Genomic DNA, 21,409 nt, shown 5'->3' with positions numbered 1-21,409 from the left:
AATCAAAGATTGAAATTATCTATTGTGGTAAATTCATACCAAGATTAATTTGTACAGTGCATAAGTCTTATGTCAATATTTATGCAAAGGTGTCTTGATTACATGAATCTAATGAACTTTAAAATCCAAGGCTTTTTTACGACGTTAATAATTGGTACTGTGTCAGCATTGACCATTTCAGACGCTATCTCTCAAAAGGTAAACGCCGAAGCTACGCCTTCTTGTAATAATGCAACCATAAAAGGTAGCTATGGAATTAACTTCACTGGGACGTTTGCAGCAACGCCTTTAGCTGAAGTTGGTTTCTACAAGTTTAATGGAACGGGAAGTTTTCAAGGAACAGTTGCTCAGAGCACTGACGGTACTATATCTACAAACAAGGCAGTATCAGGACTCTATAGTGTTAAACAAGATTGTACGGTGCTGATATATGGTGATGGTTCTTTAAGCGGTATTATTGTTGATGGAGGCAAAGAAATCTTTCTTATCCAAACTGATCCAGGTTCAGTAATTACTGGTACTTTTAAAAAAGTAAACTGACTTACTCTATCTGTCTCAACACTTGAAATAAATCAGTTACCTGATTCACCGGATTCCGAGAAACCAGACATTAAAGAATAGAAGAAAGAGTGCAAGGTGACAACCCAATTAGCTCTCAGAAGATGGTGGTGTAAAGCTAGTTGGGTTTACAGGAGTGACTTCAGAAGCGTAGCGGTTAAAGTCCCTAACGTTGAAAATTTTCGGACTCCTCATCATCGTATATTCCTGCCCGACTTAAAGCATACTCTGATAGTAAGGGCGTATCTCTCCTATGGCTCTGTGCCCATTCCCGAAAAGCTGTTATCCACTCAAGAGCCGTTGCAGTTTTGTAAAATGGTTGCTCCTGTTTTAATTTCATCAACTGCTCAAGCAATGCATATAAATGTGGCTTAACCACTTCAACAGGGAGCTTAGTTACGTTTGCTAACACCTGCATAACGCCTTCTAACTCTTCTTTGTCAACCTCTAGGGGTAATGGTAGTATTTGATTATTATTGTTGACCACGCTCGTAGCTCTCCAAAAATAATATCGTATCTACTTTCTTGATTCTCAGGTAGTTTTAGAATGTAGAGTTGAATTTTTCCAAAATGTCTTTAACTGAAGAAATCCTTTCCCAATTACCCGGCGATGTTTTAGGAGGATTGCGCCAAGGCGATCGCATCCTCACATCTGTGCGCGAAAACACCGCACCAGTACCAACCTTAGTTAAAGAAAGTCAACAGCCTTTAGGCGTTGTAGATTTCGATGTACTAATCTGCGGTGGCACTTTGGGCATTTTAATTGGTTGCGCCTTGGCGGTGAAGGGATTGCGGGTGGCGTTGCTGGAACGGGGAATTTTGCAGGGAAGGGAACAAGAGTGGAATATTTCTCGCAAAGAATTAGATGTATTTGTGGAATTGAACTTGCTAACAAAGGAAGAATTAGCAAGTGCGATCGCCACTCAATATAACCCAGCACGAGTTAGTTTTGCTGGCGGTACAGAAGTTTGGGTAGAGGATGTTTTGAATATTGGCGTAGATCCAGTTTATCTACTAGCTACCTTGAAAACGCGATTTCTCGCTGCTGGGGGAAAGTTGTTAGAAAACACACCCTTTACCGAAGCAGTGGTTCATCCCGACGGGGTGATGGTAAATAACCAATTCAAAACTCGGTTATTAATCGACGCGATGGGACATTTTTCACCCATCACCCAACAAGCACGCCAAGGCAAAAAACCAGACGCCCTGTGCTTGGTGGTAGGAAGTTGCGCTCAAGGTTTTCCAGAAAATAACTCAGGCGATTTATTATTATCATTTACATCCTTGCAAAATCAATGCCAGTACTTCTGGGAAGCCTTCCCAGCCAGAGATGGCAGAACCACTTACTTATTTACCTACATGGATGCACATCCCCAACGTTTGAGTTTAGAAGCTCTATTTGAGGAATATCTGCGTCTTTTACCAGAATATCAGGGAGTGGAATTGAGCAAGCTGAAATTTCAACGAGCGCTATTTGGTTTCTTTCCCACCTATCGCCAAAGTCCGCTAAAAACCCCTTGGAATCGCATTCTCCCAGCCGGAGATAGCAGTGGTAGTCAATCTCCCTTGAGTTTTGGTGGTTTTGGGGCAATGGTGCGTCACCTGAAGCGTTTAACTTATGGCATTTCCGAAGCCCTGGAAACAGAACAATTATCTGCAAAAGGGTTAATACTGCTGCAACCCTATCAGCCAAGTTTGACTGTTACCTGGTTGTTTCAAAGGGCGATGAGTGTTGGTGTAAATCAGAAAATTGCCCCAGATCAAATTAACCAATTACTCTCAGCAGTATTTCAAGAAATGCAACAATTGGGTACACCAGTGCTAAAACCATTTTTACAAGATATAGTCCAGTTTTCGGCACTAACGCAAACATTGTTAAAAACTGGTTTATATCATCCTGGAATAGTTGCCAAGATAATTCCGCAAGTAGGTTTGGCAAGTTTGTTAGATTGGATGTTACATTACAGTAATTTAGGTGTATACACTGCCTTGCTTTTGCTAAGTCCAATGCTAGAAACATGGATTAAGAATCAACCGAACGAACAACAATATTATTGGCATCGTTTGATTGATGCTTGGAAGTATGGTTCTGGCGGTGATTACTCAGATTAAACTTAGAATTTTATCGGTGTGAGGATAACATGATTGAACGGAAATCATCAGGAATCAAATACTTTGCAGTGCTGATTGGATTCCTGCGCGATCGCCAAGGATTTCTAGAGGAAATTCGCCAAGGTACGAGATTACCAAATAAAATCATTTCTTTGCTAGTTTGTAGTTCCTTATTTATCGCTGCTTATGGCGGAATCATTGGTGCATACCATAGCTGGATGCAAGCTGTGTCTTCTGCCATTAAACTTCCAGCCCTTTATTTAATCACACTTTTGATTTGTATCCCGACGTTGTTCTTTGCTAACATTATTTTTGGTTCCAAGCGGACTTTTGCCCAGCATTTAGCATTAGTTTTAACTGCGGTTTCAGTCACGAGCGTACTGTTATTTAGCTTTGCTCCAATCACATTGTTTTTCTTAATAACCACCAATAATTACCAATTTCTAATTTTGTTAAATGTCTTTATCTTTGCCATAACTGGATTTATTGGTGTTTCGTCTTTATATCAAGCCACGAGTTTAGTTTTAGAACAAGATGATGAAGGTAGCAAGACACGCCAGAAAATTTTACAATTTTGGCTATTTCTTTACGCTTTTGTAGGCAGTCAGTTAGGATGGACTCTCAGACCGTTTTTTGGCACACCTGGTTCTGCCTTTGAACTATTCCGCGAAAGAGAAGGTAATTTTTATTTAAGCGTCATTAAATCTATTGGCTATCTCTTGGGAGTTCGTTAATTATTCATTAGTAATTCCACAAAATATACAACAGATAAAATTATGCTGAAGAAGCAAAATCGCGGAATTCAACAATTTGCTGTTTTGGTTAATTTACTGCGCGATCGCCAGTCATTTTTAGAAGAAATTCGTCAGGGAGTGCGATTACAAAATAAAATCAGTTCTCTGTTCGTATCTAGTTCCATTTTCTTTGCCCTTTATGGAGCAATTATCGGTGCATCCCACAGTTGGGGACAGGCATTATCGGGTGCTATTAAGCTTCCAGCATTTTATTTATTAACACTAATTATTTGTTTCCCAACTTTGTTCTTTTTTAATGTTTTGTTTGGTTCTAGAAGCAGTATTCAACAGCATTTCGTTGTATTACTCACATCTGTATCAGTAATTAGTGTGCTTTTATTCAGCTTGGCACCAGTTACGCTATTTTTTCTGATTACTACACCCGATTCTTACCAATTTTTTAAACTGCTTAATGTATTTATTTTTGGCATTACAGGCATATTTGGCGTGAAATTCCTTTATGAAGGAATGCAATTACTTTCTCAACAAGATGAAGTTGGCAAAAAAACCCGCACCACTATTTTAAGATCCTGGTTATTGCTTTATGCCTTTGTTGGTATGCAGTTAGGATGGTTTCTCAGACCGTTTTTTGGTGCCCCTGACTCTAAATTTGAGTTGTTTCGGGCAGTGAAAGGGAACTTTTATTTGGATATTGTAGCGGCGATTTCCGAAATTTTAGGTTTGCGTTAATCTCAGAAAAAGATAATTAGTCTAGTTCCCAGTGACAACTAGTAGTTAATAAAAACTTATCTTCAACTTTCCTCGTTCCCAGGCTGCCGCCGGGAAATGCATTCATTGAGTCGCTGACTCAATAAACTTCTTGCACAAATGCAAATTTCAAAGTCCCTCTCCCACATTTGGGAGAGGGACTTTGGGTGAAGGCTTTTAATTTATGCAAGAAGTCTAATCTCTAAAAGCTTCTTCTAGACTGACTTTCAGCTTAAGCTTAAGGATCGGCTTTGAGATATTCTTGTAATTGTTGGGTACGCAGTTTTGTAGTATTTTCCAAACAACCAAAATAAACGCTAGAGGCAATACTTCCGCCCTCATATTTGCTTCTCTCAAACTCACAATTGGTATCTCGAAATTTGATCCATGCTAGCTGTGCAGCAATCAATTTCTGTTTTCTAGACCTTTCTAAGGTAGATACCAATTGTTGATAAACTTGATTCAGTTTTTTATCTGCATTCTGATAAGATAACTTCGTACATTCATTAATTGCTGCTTGAGTTTGAGGATTATTGCAGTTGAGCTTTTGAACTAAGCGCATCTCAGATAAATCAGGCGTTGTGCCTGCTATTGTCATGGCGGAGGTATTTAAACTACTGAGAGTTAGTATACTGGACAAAACTAGTAATAATTGACGCATAGCAAAACCTTTATTGTTAAGTATAGAAATCTAATATTTTAGGTAGTGTCGAACTCACAATCAGATTAGGAAGTGGTATGCTCCCCAAATACAGCAGATTTCAAGGAAAGTGAAGTATACAACGATTCGTCTGTTACCCAGATATAAAAACTGTTTTACTCCTAAATTCTGAATTCTGCTGTAAGTGTTATGGTTCGCCCTAAGTTTTCCCTATTCTGGCTACCAGTACGCTTCTGTAATGGAATTTTGGTTAAAAGAAGAAGACAGCAACTGCACGCAATCAAAAGCAGGCAAGCGATCGCTAGTATATATACTTATTGCATCGGTTAGGAAAAAAGATGATTTTTTTATTTAAGCAAATAAAATATGCATTTTTGTTAAAAGTATGATATCTGTTTCTAAAATATTTTTATTATACGTCAAATTCCGACAAAACTCTTGCATCGAGCGTTCAAATAACTGTATTCTTTATATTGTTGAAAATTGTTTTTTACAAAAGCAATAACAAAGCACAATTTCAGCACATCGGAAAAAACATTGCCTGGGAAAATCGATAAATGTCGATATCAAACCAAAATCTATGTATGCCGTTGTCGCTGGCATTATGAGTAACAGGACTCACTCTCGAAATCAAAAATCAAATATTTTGTTTATGTATGTATCTAGCAAGGAATTCAAAATTTTTCCTATTCCCTATCTCTTACAGTCCATACCTAATTTGAATAGAGAAGAGTATTGGCTAATTTTTCAATCTTTTCATCTCTCTAATCGGGGCAAGAAATCTATTCTGTGCTGGTTGAGTTTGGGATTTCAAACCCATTTTATCAACGAATCAAAACCAGGAAAATTATGACCTCTTTAGATCCTAATTTTTTTGACATCCCGGACAAAAGCCTAATCATCATCGACCCAGCCGTTGATGACTATAAAAAGCTAAATGGCAACAACTTGGAAGTCATCTTTAAAGACGTAGTAGATACAGAAGTAAGAACGGTAACTTCAAAAGTACAAAAACTACTGAAAGCTCCACCGAAGGAATTGTTAGCGCCTCCTGGTGATTTCAATCCTACACTACTACTGTTTTTTGCATCTGTAACAGTACTGGTGTCATCTCATTGTGGTTACTGGCTTTGGCAATGGCCAGACTGGCTGTGTTTTAGTTTTAACACTATTGCTTTGCATTGTTCTGGAACAGTAATTCATGATGCTTGTCACCAATCTGCCCACCGCAATCGAGTAATTAATGCCATGCTAGGGCATGGTAGCGCCCTGATGCTAGGGTTCGTTTTTCCAGTGTTTACACGAGTACATTTGCAGCATCATGCTCATGTCAACCATCCCAAAGACGATCCAGATCATTTTGTTTCTACAGGTGGCCCGCTGTGGCTGATTGCATTTCGATTTTTATCCCATGAGGTGTTTTTCTTTCGACGGCGACTGTGGCGCAAATATGAGCTATGGGAATGGTTAATTAGCCGCTTAATTGTTGTTGCCATTGTTTATATCTCAGTTCAATATCATTTTTTAATGTACGTTCTTAATTTTTGGGTTGTACCTTCTGGTATAGTGGGGTTAATACTGGGCTTGTTTTTTGATTATTTGCCCCATCGTCCCTTTGTTGAAAGCGATCGCTGGAAAAATGCTCGTGTATACCCCTCTTCAATTCTTAACATCCTGATTTTAGGTCAGAACTACCATTTAATTCATCATTTATGGACTTGTATTCCCTGGTACAAATATCAATCTACATACTATCTAATGAAGCCTTTGTTAGATGAAAAAGGCTGTTATCAAACTTCAGGGTTACTACAAAAGAAAGACTTTTTAGAGTTTATTTACGATGTCTTTGTAGGAATTCGATTTTCTCATCAAAAAACTAAAAATCAAGATGAATCACAAAGTCGTAAATAAGCATTAACTTGTGAATTAGTCATTAATTATTGGTCATTTGTAAATAATCAATGATATCAAGTCCGCTTAATGACTTATTAAACCCGAATCACCCCACCCCGCCAAAGCATCCTACCGTGTATACACAAGTCTGAAATAGCTGAGAAATCACGGTTTTACCCCACCCTAACCCTCCTTACAAAGGTAGGTATTTTGTATTTGGTCATTTTTTGACTATTTCAGCTGATGCTTAAATCCTGAAACGACCAAATCACGTTAAACACTTGAGAATTTTCTCAACTATTTTCAAGATTCCAAAAAACCTACCCTTGAAAGCCCTAACCCTCCCCGTATGTATTGGGGAGGGAACTAGATTTTCCGGTTTCCCACCAATGCATCGGGGGGATTGAGGGGGTAATTTGACTTGTGTGTATACCGTAGGCCAAAGCATCGGGGAGGGGTTCAATGACTGTGGGAATTATAACTATTTTATTTTTTGTAAATCAAAAAAACTGAACCAATCGGCCCAAGGTTTTCTACATAAGTTTTCTGGTTATAATACAATCCTGGAGACATACCTCCATCAAATAAAATCCCTTCTTGAATCTTACCTAAACAGTTATTGCTAGCAATACCTTCCAAGACATTATCAAACATATCTGGCAGTAACTCTTGATTAAGTTGAGATAATTCAATATCTGAATTAGCTTTCAAGTCATTAACTAATAAAATTACATAGCCTTGATTAGTGATAGCTGCCAGAGAGCGATTAGTTGCATTTTTACAAGCAAATTCTCCCAAATCTTGACAAATATCTTTAAACTTACCCTGACGATAAAATCTGCCATTACCGCCCACTAAATTGTAATTGAGAATATCGTTTGTTCTTCTACCAGCTTGAATAGTAGCCTGTCGCTGCTGGGATGTACCTCCTGATATCCCAAAGGAAGAACGTTTATTTTTAAATGCTCCTGAATACTCTACTCCACGAGAAATATTTAAGCCTTGTGGTTTATCATCAGTATCTATATAATCGGCATTAATTGCGGCAATAGGTAGCTGTCCGTTTAACTTGGCATTTTCATCAGCGATAAGTTCATGAAACTGTTTTGCTACATATTCTTTACGTAGTTTACCTCTACTATCTTTCGCGTAAAGTTTATGAGATAGACCAACATTAACTTTAAAATCTAATTCTGCTGATTTGGGATTAAAAATAATCACATTGTTAATACCTTTGGGGTTTTTTTTACCTTGATTATTAGTTTTAAAAAAATCAATGCTGAACTTGGCATCTTTGCCAGGGCAACTTTTAGACGTTTTTGGGACTAAATTTGCTTCAATCTTTTGGCAACCTGATAATAAGCTTGCACTGATTATCAAGATAAATAACAAAAATAATTTTTTTGTAGACATAATAATATAAAAAAACCGCTACAGAATTACTATAGCGGGGAATAATTTAAAATTTCAGTCTGGAGTCAATCTCAGAGCCAAAACTTAAGAGAACCATTCTAAGACAGCTTCTTCTTTGGTGTTAGTATTCCGAGATGGTGTCTCACGATTAAATTTCATCTCAATTGAGCGGGTTTGCTCACCATCAGCAGCTACAGCCAAAATTGGGTAGTCAATTAAACCATCCTGGAAGGACATCTGGAAGCGGAATGTTCCATCTGGATTCAGCTTAATTGGACGGCCACCAATGGTTACAGTAGCATCGGGTTCGGTTGCACCGTAGACTATCAACTCAGCATCGGCAATTAACCAGAACTTGCGCGGACGCACTGGTACGGCAGAAGCCGAGAAGCCAACACCTGACATACCTGCACCGGAAGCGGTTAAGCCAGACACGGTGGGAGTTGCCCAAAGACCGACACCTGATGGGAAAATGTAGGAGCTAATGGCTTGTTCAGGACGCACTGCACCTTGTTGGGAGCCGAAAATAGAACCAGCAACCCGTTGTGCTTCGGCAGATTCCGCTAAACCAAAGATTTCGTCGTAGATGGGGTTGCCGTTGCCATTTACAACAGCATTGCCATTGGCGGTAGCTGCAACTTTCTTCGCAGGAGGAACTAGTTCGTACTGAGTTTTGCCACGTAAATCTTCTTCAAAATTTACAGTGATCAGGACATCCTCAATCCAGTCAGAAGGATAGACGGGAGGAATGTGTACTCTACTAGAACGAGCTAGTACTAACCAGCGACCATCAGCAGCACGATAGCCAATATCGATCGTATAATCGCGATCGCTAACTGGAACTGGTAGATACCATTCTCTAGCTAGTTCATCAGCAGGATATTCTTGAATGCTATGTGGGCTTTGGTATTCGATATCGATGTCGGTGACATCATAAATCCGTAGTGCCAGTTGTTGTCCGCCTTGCCGACGCAGTTCCTCTTTGTGTTCATTGGGAATATCCCAGTAAGTGTAAGCCCATTGAGGATCGCGCGGTAAAAGTACAATCCGGCTTTCACCATAGCCAGAGGGCAAATCTGCCAGTCCTTCATCAACATCAGCTAAAGATCCACCAGTACGATCTTCCTGACCTAATTCAAACTTTGCAGCTTCCACGGTTTCTTGTGCCTCCAATGAACGAGATGGACTGAGTAAGTTTTTGCTACGCTGGACTTCTTGTATTGATGTCAGCAGTTGCGATTTACGCATTCTGCTATAGCGAGAGATGCTATATTCGCTAGCAACTTTGCGTAGTTGGCGTAAGGTCATCTCCTCTAGTGGCGGGCGTTCTTTTGCCATTAATTTGGCCTCCAGTAGTTTAAGCGGTAAATGATTTCCCCTGGTTAAAGAATGCTATTTAAAATCTCATCCATTCCAGATGAATTTCTTATTCCTGACTCCTGGTTTTGCCCAGTTTTTAAGTTTTTTAATCTGTTTTTAAATCGAGCCAACATCCTTTCAATTCCTGATAATGCCGAAATCAGCATTTCTTTGGGATCGGAGGATTTCTATTTGTTAAGTCTATATTAACCACTAAGCATATCTAGGGATCAAGGGGTAAGAAGTGGGTTTTTGCCTGTTTCACGAATTTATCAGCCCTTCCGGGTTCTTATTGTCATGTTTTATTGACATTATTAGTTGTTTACGTGTTCAGCTATGAGCACAATATCAATTTTTCATGACATTGCTCTCTGGGTTAGCCAAAAACCATAGTTTTTGAAGAAGAATTCCGGAGCGGAGCAAGGAAAGCTTCGCCAAGGCGTCAGAATCAAGACGCTCTTTACGGACTTGACGCTGCGCTATCCGCTCTTTCGTTCAAAATTCATTCTGAATTCTGGCGACTGACGCCAATATTGCTGTTCCGTTGAGATCGCCTTTGTTACCCACTGTTATGTGAAATTAAGTCCCAAGATAGTGTGTAGCCCACCAGAGAAGAACTTAAGCTTGGCATATAAGTTTAGGGTTTAAGGAAAGAGTTATGAATAAGGAAACAGTTCCTAGTCAAGCTGAAAAGTCTAATCCAGAAGGCGATGCATCACAATTAAGTCCAGAGGTACTGGACAAAATCAAACACCCTGCGAGAATAGACGATGTTATTCGAGAGCAATCACCACAAGAACGTAGAAGTAACCCAGCTTTAGTACCAGAAATGATTGACGATCCAACTGATGATTGATTGGGTTTGCAAAACAATAATCGAAAAGCTCAGATTCGCTACTTCTCTACAAAGTAGCGAATTTTGTTAATAATGTGTTGTTATTCAAAATGAGTGATTTTGCCAAAAATGCCAAAATTCTTGTAAGCTCTTATTTTGGCAAAGGTATTGCTTAATAATTAGCATTTCAACTTTAGCCTAATTTATCAAAGGATCTTCACATACTCCATATACTATGAACGTTCGGTCTGATAAGTCTTCCCTCCCGTATTGGGTAAAAGTGTCGCGACGAACTCTGATAAAAGCCTTCCCCCTTCTAGCGGCGGCTACGGGAATGGCGTCTTACTCTGCTCTAACTGCTAAGTGAGCCGCGGCAAAATTCAGATGGAAGCCAGACGCTGCCTAACACAGGAAGCCGTACACATACCGTTGGAAAATTTCTGCTCGATGTTAAAAGAAACAGCATTCGCGTCCGGCATGCAGACGACGCAGCACGTTCTCTCTGGGAAACTACACCGAAATACCCGTTTCTGCAAGCGGCAGCGGCGGACGCGACTTTCAGGGAATACGGAAATCCGTCAGGCTCTTTTGAGGTTACAGATAAAGTCTCTTTTCTGAACACTTTCAAAAGCATCGATTCAACTCGATCCGTTGACCCTTCTACCCTGATCATTCACGGCATATTGTCCGGTTCACGATTTGAGGTAACTTTCCGTCTCACCTTCCAGGCACTGTTCGACAACCAACTCCAGTTTACAGTTGGCTTGGAAGGAGAAAACGCATCTCAATTTAATCGCATCTTCCTGCGATATGCGTCCAACCCGAACGAAGCGTTCTTCGGATTCGGACACCAGCTCACCTATTTCAATCAGAAAGGAAAAGTTATCCCGATCCTGGTTCAGGAGCACGGAATCGGCAGAGGACTGCCCGGAATCACGCAGCTTGTTGACCTGAAGTACGATGGCGCGGGCGGCAACCCCTATATAACTGAAGCCCCTGCTCCACATTACATCACAAGCCAGCTTCGTTCTCTGTTTCTCGAAAACAAAGAGTACAGTATTTTCGATATGCGCGACGCTAACTTTGTTGAAGTCAAACTTTTCTCCAAAGCAATGACTGGGCGCATCCTCTTCGGGCGCACACCGCTGAACTTAATCGAAGAATACACCACTTATGCAGGTCGCATGCGTCCGCTTCCAGACTGGATTCACGAAGGGGTCATGGTCGCCGCCCAAGGCGGTAGCCTCAAGGTCAACGATCGCCTTGAGAAATTGATCGATGCCAAAGTTCCGTTCTGTGGACTATGGATTCAGGATTGGGCTGGAATAAACCAGACGGATGCTGGCAAACAGGTCGTCTGGAACTGGCAGTTGAGCTTAAAGCAATACCCGGATTGGGACAAGCTTTTAAAGAAGTTGGCGAAGTACAACGCTCGCGTGTTCATCTACATGAATCCTTTTCTGCTGCAAGAGCCGTGCTCACCTGACAATGCATCCTGCCGCAATCTATACGAGGAGGCCAATCAGAAGGGTTATCTTATTCGTCAGAACGGGACGGCTTACGTGTATAAGAACTCCTCGATCAAAGCTGGAATGGTTGATTTGAGCAACGAGGAAGCCCGCAATTGGCTGAAGAACTTGATCAAGGAGGAAATGATTGGCAAAGCGCAGGCATCGGGGTGGATGGCTGATTTTGGGGAAGCTCTACCGTTCAACGCCCAGCTCTCTGGGAACGCAGATCCGGCGGTTTGGCACAACCACTATCCCGAAGCCTGGGCGCGTCTTCATCGTGAAGCCATTGAAGAGACGGGCAGGGGCAAGGACTTCGTGTTCTGGAATCGATCAGGGTTTACTCAGAGTCCGGCGGTTTCCACTGCGTTCTGGCTGGGAGACCAGTTGCAGACTTGGGATGAATACGATGGCATCAAAACTGCCGTTGTGGGGCTACTTTCAGGCGGTATGTCAGGTTTCAGCCTCTTGCACAGTGATACGGGGGGCTTTGACGCAGCAGCCTTTGATAAGATTCCGGTAATTGCGCGATCCAAAGAATTGCTCATGCGCTGGATAGAGCTTAATGCATTCACAGTCATTTTTCGCACCCATGATGGATTGGTTCCTGAGATTAGCGCGCAGATTGACACAGATAAAGAGACTCTCTCCCACTTAGCTCGATTTGGGCAGGTGTACAAGTCGCTAGCCGCTTACCGGAAAACCCTTGTCGATCAGGCTGCAAAAGTGGGATATCCCGTGGTTCGCCACCTCGTCCTACACTATCCCAACGATCCGAATGTTTACGATCTTCGCTATCAATTCATGCTGGGTTCTGACTTCTTGGTTGCGCCGGTTTTGGACAAAGGTGTGGAAACAGTGCAGTTATATTTGCCCGCTGGAGAATGGATTCATCTGTGGACAGGCGCTAAGTTCGATTCGGAAAAAGGAAAGTGGATCAAAGTATCCGCACCGCTTGGCAAACCGGGAGTCTTTTTCAGAGACAAAGCCGTATTTGGAGAGCATCTCGTTACAGAACTCAAAGCCCTCCACGTCCTTTAATTTCTCGGTGGTGCATTAGCAAAGTGTAGGATAGCTAATCAAGTCATGCCAATTCCAAGGGGCGATCGCTAATCTGGATTGGACTATCTGGTTCAATTGCCTCATTGTTGTAGCGTTTATCTGCGGCAAGAGGCATTGCAGGAGTGATAAGATGTCGGGCATGGGCTAGAGAGTGGGTTTTGAGTTGTCGTTGTCAGAGACAATAACTCTACTATGGCAGCCCTATCAGTTCAAAGCTTGCGATGGCGCAAGCGCCCACCGTAGGTGATCGCACACAAGCTTGGAAATTTATGCGAAGACAATAACTTTATTACATCGACCCCCTCTCTTCATCCTCTTATTTTGGCTAAGGTATTGATTCAAGATATTGAAATAAATTCAGGAATTACACAAAATCATCAAATAACATAGACGCACTGCAAATGCGTCTTATTGGCGCAGCTATCCGAGAAAATACAAACAGCTTGGCACAAAGTTCTTGCGTAAGTCCTAATATTGTGAAACCATATCTTGTAACTTGCTGATACACCTAACTAATTTGTCTCTAGCCTCACTCGAAAAAAAATTACTAGTACTAGTAACAATGATGACGCGATCGCCAAATTCAAAAAACAATCAGGAACCATCTAATCGTAATCGTCGTCTGTGGCTCCTGCTTTTAGCACGCACCAGTTTGGCTCTGGGTGGGGTTTTACTAATTGGAATTATAGTTGGTGCTTGGTGGGCTAGAAACTATATATACAAAGATTTAGCACCGTTAGTACAGCAAAATCTTGAGCAGTTACTGGGGCGTCCAGTAAAAGTTGGTAACGTTGAACGTTTTTCGCTTTCTAGTCTGAGATTTAGCTCTTTATCGATCCCAGCAACTGCCAGCGATCAAGATCAGGTGGTCGCAAAAGCTTTGGAGGTGCAGTTCTCGCCGTTGCAACTCTTTCTTAGCCGAAAACTGGTATTAGATGTCACGTTAGTTCAACCCAATGTTTACATTCAACAAGATAAAGATGGTCGTTGGGTGATAGCCCAAGTTAAGGCTGGGGAAAAAAAAGGTTTTATTCAAACTGAGTTGCAGTCACTTCAAATTCAAGATGGCGATATAGAGTTGGTGCCATTCACTGCACCAACTAAACCGAAAGGCTCAGTCATATTAGATCAAGTTGGTGGTATTGCCCGATTTTCAGATGGAAATCAAAGGATCGGTTATGACTTCAATACTCAACTCACTAGGGGAGGGGCTGTTAAAGTTGTTGGGGAAACCCAACTAAAAGCTCAACAAACTAATCTCCAACTTTCAGCCCAAAATTTACAAGCATCTGATATCACTAGATTAATTCAGTTACCGATCGCTCTGCAAGCTGGGTATTTAAATGCTGACTTAGGAGTTCAGATTCCACCCAAACTTTCAGACATCGCAATTACGGGAACAGCTACAGCTAATCAAATCACCGCTAAAATTCAAAATATTCCTCAGCCGATTTCTAATTTTAATGGGAAATTTATATTTCAGGGTCAGACAGTTACTTTAGATAATCTGAGTACGAACTTTGGCAAAATTCCCATTCTGGCTAATGGAACAATTAATACTCAAACAGGTTTTAACGTCTCTGCTCAGATCAAACCAGTTACTGCCAAAAATATCTTAGATACCCTGAAAGTAAATTCGTCAGTCCCAGCTAGTGGCGAAATTCAAGCAAATATTCAGGTAGGCGGCGCACTTGAGCAACCAGTCGTCAGTGGTACAGTAAGTAACACCAAACCGATTCAAGTTGACCGCGTTCAATTTAATACCATCAACACTGGTTTTCGCTTGAATGCATCTCAAACTGCATCTCAACTTACTATCTCCAATCTGAAAATAGTCCCCGCAGCTGGCGGTCAAATTACAGGCGGTGGTCAAGCTAATCTGGGAAAAAAAGATGGGGTAATATTTAATGCTCAAGCTGATGGGATATCAGGAGATATACTAGCACGCAGCTATGGCGTTACTCTCCCGATCGCAGTCGGGAATGTTTCAGCAAAAGCCCAAATTTCTGGCTCACTTCGCAAACAGCCGTTGAAGCTTGATGTTTCTGATGTTCAGGTAACGCCGCCAGCCGGAGGGAAAATCACAGCCAATGGTCAAATTCAACTCGCTCCCCAAGGTCAGGTAGGCGTAGATATTCAAGCTCAAGGTATCCCAGGAAATGCGATCGCTCAAGGTTATGGTATTTCCACTCCGATTAATGTTGGTGGTATATCTGCGAACGCTAAAATTTCTGGTTCTCTGGGTACACCGTTAAACGTCAATGTTTCTCGCGTTCAAGCAAATCCAGATGTGGGAGGGCAAGTCACAGCTAGCGGACGAGTTCAGCTTGCACCTCAAGGTAGGGTGGCTTTGAATGTGCAAGCAAAAAATATACCAGGAGATGCAATCGCCAAAGCCTACAATTCCTCACCCTCAATCGCTATTGGGAATGTCTCGGCAAATGCCGATATTTCCGGCACTCTCAGCAATCTGCAAACAGTAGCACGGGTGCAAGCGCCTAGTGCCACCTATCCTACTAGTGGACGAGTTGTTGTTACCAAACAAGGAGAGAATATCGTCTTTCCCGATGCGGTTGTGAACGTTGCAGGCGGGACAATCAGGGCCAAAGGTGAAATTGCACAACAACGCTGGCAAGGATCTGTCAAAACTTCTCAAATTCAACTCAGCCGTTTTTCACCACAACTGCGAGGACGGCTGAATAGCAATATTCAGTTAGCAGGCACAACACAATCTTTCCAGCTTGCAGATATTCGCGCCGCCGGACAAATCAGCCTTCCCCAAGGAGTCGCGCAGCTGGCAAAACCGCTCACCGCGCAATTCCAGTGGAATGGACAGCAGATTATAGTTGAAAACGCAAGTACCTCAGGATTGAGTGCTAATGGTGCGATCGCTATTCAGTCTCCCCCAACTGGCGCACCCCAAATTGCCGGATTTGATTTAAATGTACTGGCGCAGAATTTCAACTTACAAAATACTGGCTTTAAAGTTCCTGGTGACGTAGCAATAGCAGGGCGACTGGATTTTAATGGAAAAGTTATAGGAACTCCAGATGTCCCGCTAGCTAATGGCAATATCCGGCTGCGGAATTTTAATGTGAGTAACTTGGCGTTTGACCCACTTTTAACCGGAAACGTGAATTTTCAAGGGGGACAAGGGGCAAGTCTGCGATTAGCTGGGAAACAGGATCGGATTGCCCTTAACTTAGGTGCAGATTATCGTCCCACTTCATTTTTAGTTCGACGCGATGGCGCAGTTACCACAGGTAGAACTGAGGGAGATAACTTACTCATCAACGCCCAACAGTTTCCCATCGCTCTGGTTGGCGGCTTTTTACCTAACAATCAATTGAAACCACTGGCGGGGCAATTATCGGGTAATTTAGTTGTCAATCTAAATAATTATGCCATTGCGGGAGATGTAGCGATCGCACGGCCTCGTGTTGCTAGAGTTGCAGCAGATGAATTTCGGGGCAGCATCAATTATGCTGATGGTACGGCTAGCTTGGCTAATGGTCAATTACGGATTGGTGATAGCAACATCGCTCTCAGTGGTAATGTGCAAACGGGCGATGACCCGCAATTTCAATTCCAAGCTAATTTTGCCCAAGCCAAAATCCAGAGACTTTTACAAGCGTTTAATATCTTCGACTTTCAAGACCTTAGTACCGGGTTGCAGCCTCCAACATTAGCTGGTGCAGAAGCACTTGAAACTGAGTCTGTCAGCTTGCCAAATGCAGATTTGAAAACACAGTTAGCATACTTCTCGAATATTACAACAGCGATCGCCAAAGAACAGCAAGCCCAAACAAAACAAACCGCATCTTTGCCTAGCCTTGCAGAATTAACAGGTGCTTTAAGCGGAGCAATTACAGCCAATGGCTCGTTAAAATCTGGGTTGAATGTCGGCTTTAATTTTCAAGGTGCTAACTGGCAATGGGGTAATTACTCCATCAATCAAGTCGTTGCTCAAGGCACTTTTGCCGATGGTATCGTCACCCTTTCGCCCTTGAGTGTAGGGATAAATCAAGGACTAGTGGCGTTTTCAGGACAGTTAGGAACTGACCAACTATCTGGAAAATTGAATGTAGCCAGTCTGCCCTTATCACTTTTAGAACCTTTTATCGAAAAATACCCCGTAGATATCACTGGTAATGTAAATGCTGATGCCACTTTAGCAGGTAGTTTGCAAGACCCCAGAGTTCAAGGGAAAGTGGCGCTAGCGAATGCGACCCTTAACAAACAACCCGTACAAACAGGACAGGTGAACTTTGATTACAACAAAGCTCGCTTGAATTTTGATAGTACCTTACTAGTAACAGGAACGCAGCCAGTTGCCGTTACAGGTAGCGTACCAGCTCCTTTGCCTTTTGCCAAAGTGCAACCGGATAGCAATCAAATCAGCATCAACGCCAATGTGCAAAATGAAGGATTGGCACTCTTAAATCTGCTTACCAATAATCAAGTCGCTTGGGTAGACGGTCAAGGAAAAGTAGATTTAAATGTTCAAGGTACTTTAAAGGAACCAATTATCAATGGCAACGCCACACTTAATAATGCAACTTTTCGCGCTCAAGCCTTATCCGATCCTTTAACGAATGTCACAGGAACAGCACTATTTAATGGTAGAACAATCAGCGTTGAAAATATCCAAGGTAATTACAACCAAGGGCAAGTAAATGTATCAGGCATCTTGCCAATTTTTGATCTTCAACAAGCCACAGCTAATCCCCTGACAGTATCAATAGCAGACAAACTCAATTTTAAGCTTGCAGGACTGTATGAAGGCGGTGTTGGTGGTGATGTCGTGATTCGCGGCACAGCGTTAAAACCTGTAATTGGTGGAGAGATTCAACTGAGTGATGGTCAGGTAATTATTGGCAACTCGGCTGCTGCGAAGAAAAAATCAGCAGCTACAGCAGAGGCTAATACTAAGGTCATAAATCTAGATAGACAAGAGGCTAACCCTAACGTCACACCGACAGCAGAGAATAACGCTAACCCAGTGGTTACAGTGGATGGAAGCACTAACCCAGTGGCAACAGCAGACGCAAGCACTAGCGCTGCAACTCCACCCATACCTGTAGAGTTTGCAGATTTAAAGTTGATTTTAGGCAAAGATATTTGGGTTACAACTCAGTCTTTCCTAAGCTTTGTACCAGGAGGAGCGGCATTAAGTCAGCCCCTATTGAGGTTTGACGCTAAAGGTGACTTGACCATTAATGGTACATTAGCCAAACCGCTTCCTGAAGGAGTCATTCGTTTGACAGGAGGACGACTGAGCTTATTTTCCACTGAGTTCACCTTGGCGCGGGGCTATGAACAAACTGCGCGGTTTATTCCTAGTCAAGGACTTGACCCGACTTTGGATGTCCGACTGACAGCAATTGTACCGGAAACATCAGCAAGGAACACTCAAACTTTGGAATCACCATTGTCTTCTGAAGTCAGCGATGTTTCTGTAAACAACTTTGGGACTTTACGTAGCGTTACCGTTCAAGCTAGGGTGAACGGGCCAGCTAGTAAATTGGGTGAGAATTTAGAACTGACGAGCGAACCTAGCCGTAGTAAAGGAGAAATAGTTGCGCTGCTGGGTGGCTCAATTCTGGGTTCTTTCGGTCAAGCAGATGCAGGTCAAGGGCTGACTAATTTCGCTAGTTCTACCATTTTAGGTAGTTTACAAGGAACTATCACTGCGATCGGACAGGCTGTTGGTTTCAGTGAATTTCGGATATTTCCGACTCCATCTGTTAATGATGAAGAATCAAAAGCATCAAGAGCTTCAATTCTTAATTTATCAGCGGAAGGTGTGTTTGATATTAGTAAAAATTTCTCTGCCTCTTTATCACGCGCTCTTTCTAGCGATGACTCTTTCCGTTTCAATGTCCTTTATCGAGTCAATGACGAAATTCTGATGCGAGGCTCAACTGATGTGGGGGATGACAATCAACTTCAAGTTGAGTATGAAACCCGATTTTAAATTGGTGTATTGGCATTGTCAGCCGAAACAATCGCATTGTTATACCAATTTGAAAAAAGAATGCGACAAATAGACCATTTGTAGAGACGCGATTCATCGCGTCTTTACCAAAGGATGTGTTGCAATCATTAATTGAATTGGTATTAGTCGAAACAATCGCATTGTTAGCCGACACATCGCATTGCTGGCCAATAAACTAACTAATTACCTGGACATGATATCATATCCTGTCCGGCTGATTGGTTATGGTTCTTGCATCTGTGCAAAAATCTGAAAACTCTTTCGCCCCCTACCGTTCTTAATGATAAGTCTTTAACCGGACATGATATCACTGATGATTAAGCTGTTGGTTTGGATGTTCTTGATTTGTTACTACAGGTGATGCTGCTGTCTCCACACTTTTTTCTTGGGCTTGTATTTCTAGTAGTTGGGGAATTGTCACAAATCTATAGCCTTGGGCTTTTAAACCCGCGATCATTTCTGGTAAAGCCTTGACAGATTTGGAACGGTTGCCGCCCCCATCGTGCATCAGGACAATTGCACCGGGTTTTGCATATTTCAGCACATTTTTGACTAGTCCTGAAACTTGAGGCGAACGACGTTCAGCATCTCCCGATTCTTCTGACCACATCATGACAGCATATTTCTCGTTTTTGGCATATTCGGCTAGTCCATTATTCAAAAAGCCTCCAGGAGGACGAAATAGAGTAGTTTTCTCTCCAGTAGTCTTGTAGATGATTTCTGCTGTACGATCGATTTCACTAGCCGCAGTAGCTAAGTCCATGTGGCGATACCAATGATGCCATGTGTGATTACCAATTACATGACCATCAGCAGCCACTTGCTTGGCAACTTGAGGAAAATATTTCACCATTTGCCCGATCATGAAGAATGTGGCTTTTACATCATTTTTCTTCAAAATTTCTAAAATCTGTGCCGTATTTTTGGGGCTGGGACCATCATCAAAAGTTAGGGCAATAACTTTCTCATTCGCTTTTAGTTTCCCTTGATAAACGATTGTTCCCTGAAATGCCTTTGGCACTTCATTCATCTGGTCTTTGACTGGACTTATATTCTGTGCATCTGCACTCATCAGCTTGTTATGACTCGCTTTAGGACTCTCGCTTTTTGGCTTGATAATTCCCAACAAATGCTCAAATCCGTTTGTGGTTAAAAGCAAGCTGATACCTAAACTACTAGCACCAGTAACCAATGTAATAATTATTAGTTTCAATAACAAAGATAATTTACGACTAGACACATTAAATCTCCTCAAATATTAGTTATTAGTTATTCGGGATTGGTTTATCCCTGATATTCCCATACCTTATATCATGTCCGCTTGATTACTTATTAAACTGGAATTACCCGGACTTGATATTACTCCTAGTACAGCATGGCGTAAATAAACATACCATTTCAAATGGCGCAAGAGCTTGGAATATAATTCTTTTGACTTTTGACTTTTGACTTTTGACTTCCGCCTTGCGGTACTAGCCTGTTGTAATTAATATATCTATTGCTGAAAGAAAAAAGATAACAATAAAATACCTTGAAACATTCCAGCTAAAGCTAAAGGATGTCTCAATTTAATCTGTACTAATTTGCTACGATTATTAAACTGAATAAAATAATACTCAGTAAATTTAGCTGGCCAGTAGAGCCAGCAATGATAGCAGTATAACCGTAACCTGGAGAAATGCTAAGTAGTCCTTGACCAATAGAGTTAAGGACTTTGCAACTAGTAATGTCAATATTCGCTATTTGCTTGCGATCGCAGTTTTTGCTTATCCTTGTAGAGAGAGGCAGAAGGGAGAAGATAGGAGGAATGCTACTCTCTGTCTCCTGCTGTGAGCAGAGGAAGGAAGAGTTTAAAGTCCTTTACTAAAATCTTCGACCTCGTATAGAAGTCTTATCTAAATTCCAACCTCTTACTCTCTTCCTGCCTTCCTCAATCTTCGTCAAGGGCTGGGAAAGCTTCTTCAAGCTGCCACAACCGATCTTTATTTTCAACGAACCAAATACGAGTTTCTGGAGTTAATTTACTCCAAATGTCTTCAACAGGGATGTGAGGAGATGCATACTGGTAGTGCTGACCAAGTGATTTGAGATTGTCCGCTACTTCACGGGGAATTCCAAATTGTTCCCAGTCAACTGTGATATTTCTTCCCGAAACTCCGGCTGTAGGGTCGAAAACCAATTGTGCCGATCTGACTAAATCAGCAAAGTGTTTCGGTTTGAGTTTGGTGATCTCCTGAATTTGGAGTGATTCGTTATGCTCTTGAGACATGATCGCCGCAGTGGTAAAGATTATTGGTCTATTGAACTTACTGCCAGAGATTTTTATCCCAATATTTTTACTTTAGCGCAGAGCCATTAACTCGATCGTCACTTAACAAGACTTGAGGTTTGAGCAAATCGTTTAAGGTGAGCAAACTTACTACACATGTATCGGTACAATGTCTAAGCTAGTAATGAAAAGTTTGTAGTAAGCACTTTAGTGCTTACTACAAAATGTTCCCAATACCT

General features: G+C 41.8%; 14 protein-coding genes. 8 read left to right on the top strand and 6 right to left on the bottom strand.

What is annotated here, in order from left to right:
* Window positions 1–111 precede the first annotated feature (111 nt).
* Window positions 112–540 (top strand): hypothetical protein, encoded by a 429-nt coding sequence (locus tag HWQ58_RS04125; RefSeq protein WP_292858120.1) that lies wholly within the window; start codon window positions 112–114, stop codon window positions 538–540.
* A gap of 184 nt (window positions 541–724) precedes the next feature.
* Here HWQ58_RS04125 and HWQ58_RS04120 read toward each other — a convergent pair whose 3' ends face one another.
* Window positions 725–1,045 carry a hypothetical protein gene (locus HWQ58_RS04120; RefSeq protein ID WP_292858117.1) on the bottom strand — a complete coding sequence of 107 codons (321 nt, stop codon included), beginning with the start codon at window positions 1,043–1,045 and terminating at the stop codon, window positions 725–727.
* A gap of 83 nt (window positions 1,046–1,128) precedes the next feature.
* Between HWQ58_RS04120 and HWQ58_RS04115 the strand changes: the two genes are divergently transcribed.
* Genes HWQ58_RS04115 through HWQ58_RS04105 form a run of 3 tightly spaced genes read left to right on the top strand, consistent with a single transcriptional unit; the run spans window position 1,129 to window position 4,154 of the window.
* Window positions 1,129–2,670, top strand: coding sequence for an FAD-dependent oxidoreductase (locus tag HWQ58_RS04115; protein WP_292858114.1), 1,542 nt, complete (start codon window positions 1,129–1,131; stop codon window positions 2,668–2,670).
* Between the two features lie 29 nt (window positions 2,671–2,699).
* On the top strand, window positions 2,700–3,404 hold the full coding sequence (locus tag HWQ58_RS04110; RefSeq protein ID WP_292858112.1) for an actin-binding WH2 domain-containing protein: 705 nt from the start codon (window positions 2,700–2,702) through the stop codon (window positions 3,402–3,404).
* A gap of 42 nt (window positions 3,405–3,446) precedes the next feature.
* On the top strand, window positions 3,447–4,154 hold the full coding sequence (locus HWQ58_RS04105; protein ID WP_292858109.1) for an actin-binding WH2 domain-containing protein: 708 nt from the start codon (window positions 3,447–3,449) through the stop codon (window positions 4,152–4,154).
* A gap of 256 nt (window positions 4,155–4,410) precedes the next feature.
* Here the strand turns inward: HWQ58_RS04105 and HWQ58_RS04100 are convergent, their stop codons facing one another.
* Entirely contained in the window at window positions 4,411–4,833 is a 423-nt protein-coding gene (locus tag HWQ58_RS04100; RefSeq protein WP_292858106.1) for a lysozyme inhibitor LprI family protein, read from the bottom strand.
* Window positions 4,834–5,682: 849 nt separating this feature from the next.
* On the opposite strand from HWQ58_RS04100, the gene crtR reads away from it, so the two are divergent.
* Window positions 5,683–6,744: a beta-carotene hydroxylase gene (crtR, locus tag HWQ58_RS04095; RefSeq protein ID WP_292858103.1), complete on the top strand. Its 1,062-nt coding sequence runs from the start codon at window positions 5,683–5,685 to the stop codon at window positions 6,742–6,744.
* A 468-nt stretch (window positions 6,745–7,212) separates the two neighbouring features.
* On the opposite strand, the gene HWQ58_RS04090 is transcribed toward crtR, so the two are convergent.
* Both HWQ58_RS04090 and HWQ58_RS04085 read right to left on the bottom strand, forming a co-directional pair.
* The gene (locus HWQ58_RS04090) at window positions 7,213–8,139 is read right to left on the bottom strand and encodes a phosphodiester glycosidase family protein (RefSeq protein WP_292858100.1); all 927 of its coding nucleotides are present in this window, start codon (window positions 8,137–8,139) and stop codon (window positions 7,213–7,215) included.
* An 84-nt stretch (window positions 8,140–8,223) separates the two neighbouring features.
* Window positions 8,224–9,477 carry a DUF4912 domain-containing protein gene (locus tag HWQ58_RS04085; RefSeq protein ID WP_292858097.1) on the bottom strand — a complete coding sequence of 418 codons (1,254 nt, stop codon included), beginning with the start codon at window positions 9,475–9,477 and terminating at the stop codon, window positions 8,224–8,226.
* A gap of 679 nt (window positions 9,478–10,156) precedes the next feature.
* Between HWQ58_RS04085 and HWQ58_RS04080 the strand changes: the two genes are divergently transcribed.
* From HWQ58_RS04080 to HWQ58_RS04070, 3 genes are all read left to right on the top strand, one after another.
* Window positions 10,157–10,354 (top strand): hypothetical protein, encoded by a 198-nt coding sequence (locus tag HWQ58_RS04080; RefSeq protein ID WP_292858094.1) that lies wholly within the window; start codon window positions 10,157–10,159, stop codon window positions 10,352–10,354.
* Between the two features lie 335 nt (window positions 10,355–10,689).
* Window positions 10,690–12,882 carry an alpha-glucosidase gene (locus HWQ58_RS04075; protein ID WP_366837330.1) on the top strand — a complete coding sequence of 731 codons (2,193 nt, stop codon included), beginning with the start codon at window positions 10,690–10,692 and terminating at the stop codon, window positions 12,880–12,882.
* Between the two features lie 538 nt (window positions 12,883–13,420).
* The gene (locus HWQ58_RS04070) at window positions 13,421–18,880 is read left to right on the top strand and encodes a translocation/assembly module TamB domain-containing protein (protein WP_366837319.1); all 5,460 of its coding nucleotides are present in this window, start codon (window positions 13,421–13,423) and stop codon (window positions 18,878–18,880) included.
* Between the two features lie 328 nt (window positions 18,881–19,208).
* Here the strand turns inward: HWQ58_RS04070 and HWQ58_RS04065 are convergent, their stop codons facing one another.
* The gene (locus tag HWQ58_RS04065) at window positions 19,209–20,141 is read right to left on the bottom strand and encodes a polysaccharide deacetylase family protein (protein WP_292858091.1); all 933 of its coding nucleotides are present in this window, start codon (window positions 20,139–20,141) and stop codon (window positions 19,209–19,211) included.
* Between the two features lie 690 nt (window positions 20,142–20,831).
* Window positions 20,832–21,170: a hypothetical protein gene (locus tag HWQ58_RS04060; protein ID WP_292858088.1), complete on the bottom strand. Its 339-nt coding sequence runs from the start codon at window positions 21,168–21,170 to the stop codon at window positions 20,832–20,834.
* Window positions 21,171–21,409: the final 239 nt, after the last annotated feature.

The sequence above is a fragment of the Nostoc sp. LPT genome (assembly GCF_017115165.1).
In the GTDB taxonomy this organism is placed as follows: Bacteria; Cyanobacteriota; Cyanobacteriia; order Cyanobacteriales; family Nostocaceae; genus Nostoc.
This window is presented reverse-complemented; position numbering and strand designations above follow the sequence as displayed.

Bases quoted from the DNA above. Each gene is read 5' to 3' on its own strand.
- crtR (WP_292858103.1), top strand. From the start codon at position 5,683: ATGACCTCTTTAGATCCTAATTTTTTTGACATCCCGGACAAAAGCCTA.
- HWQ58_RS04105 (WP_292858109.1), top strand. From the start codon at position 3,447: ATGCTGAAGAAGCAAAATCGCGGAATTCAACAATTTGCTGTTTTGGTT.
- HWQ58_RS04080 (WP_292858094.1), top strand. From the start codon at position 10,157: ATGAATAAGGAAACAGTTCCTAGTCAAGCTGAAAAGTCTAATCCAGAA.
- HWQ58_RS04085 (WP_292858097.1), bottom strand. From the start codon at position 9,477: ATGGCAAAAGAACGCCCGCCACTAGAGGAGATGACCTTACGCCAACTA.
- HWQ58_RS04115 (WP_292858114.1), top strand. From the start codon at position 1,129: ATGTCTTTAACTGAAGAAATCCTTTCCCAATTACCCGGCGATGTTTTA.
- HWQ58_RS04100 (WP_292858106.1), bottom strand. From the start codon at position 4,833: ATGCGTCAATTATTACTAGTTTTGTCCAGTATACTAACTCTCAGTAGT.
- HWQ58_RS04090 (WP_292858100.1), bottom strand. From the start codon at position 8,139: ATGTCTACAAAAAAATTATTTTTGTTATTTATCTTGATAATCAGTGCA.
- HWQ58_RS04110 (WP_292858112.1), top strand. From the start codon at position 2,700: ATGATTGAACGGAAATCATCAGGAATCAAATACTTTGCAGTGCTGATT.
- HWQ58_RS04060 (WP_292858088.1), bottom strand. From the start codon at position 21,170: ATGTCTCAAGAGCATAACGAATCACTCCAAATTCAGGAGATCACCAAA.
- HWQ58_RS04125 (WP_292858120.1), top strand. From the start codon at position 112: ATGAACTTTAAAATCCAAGGCTTTTTTACGACGTTAATAATTGGTACT.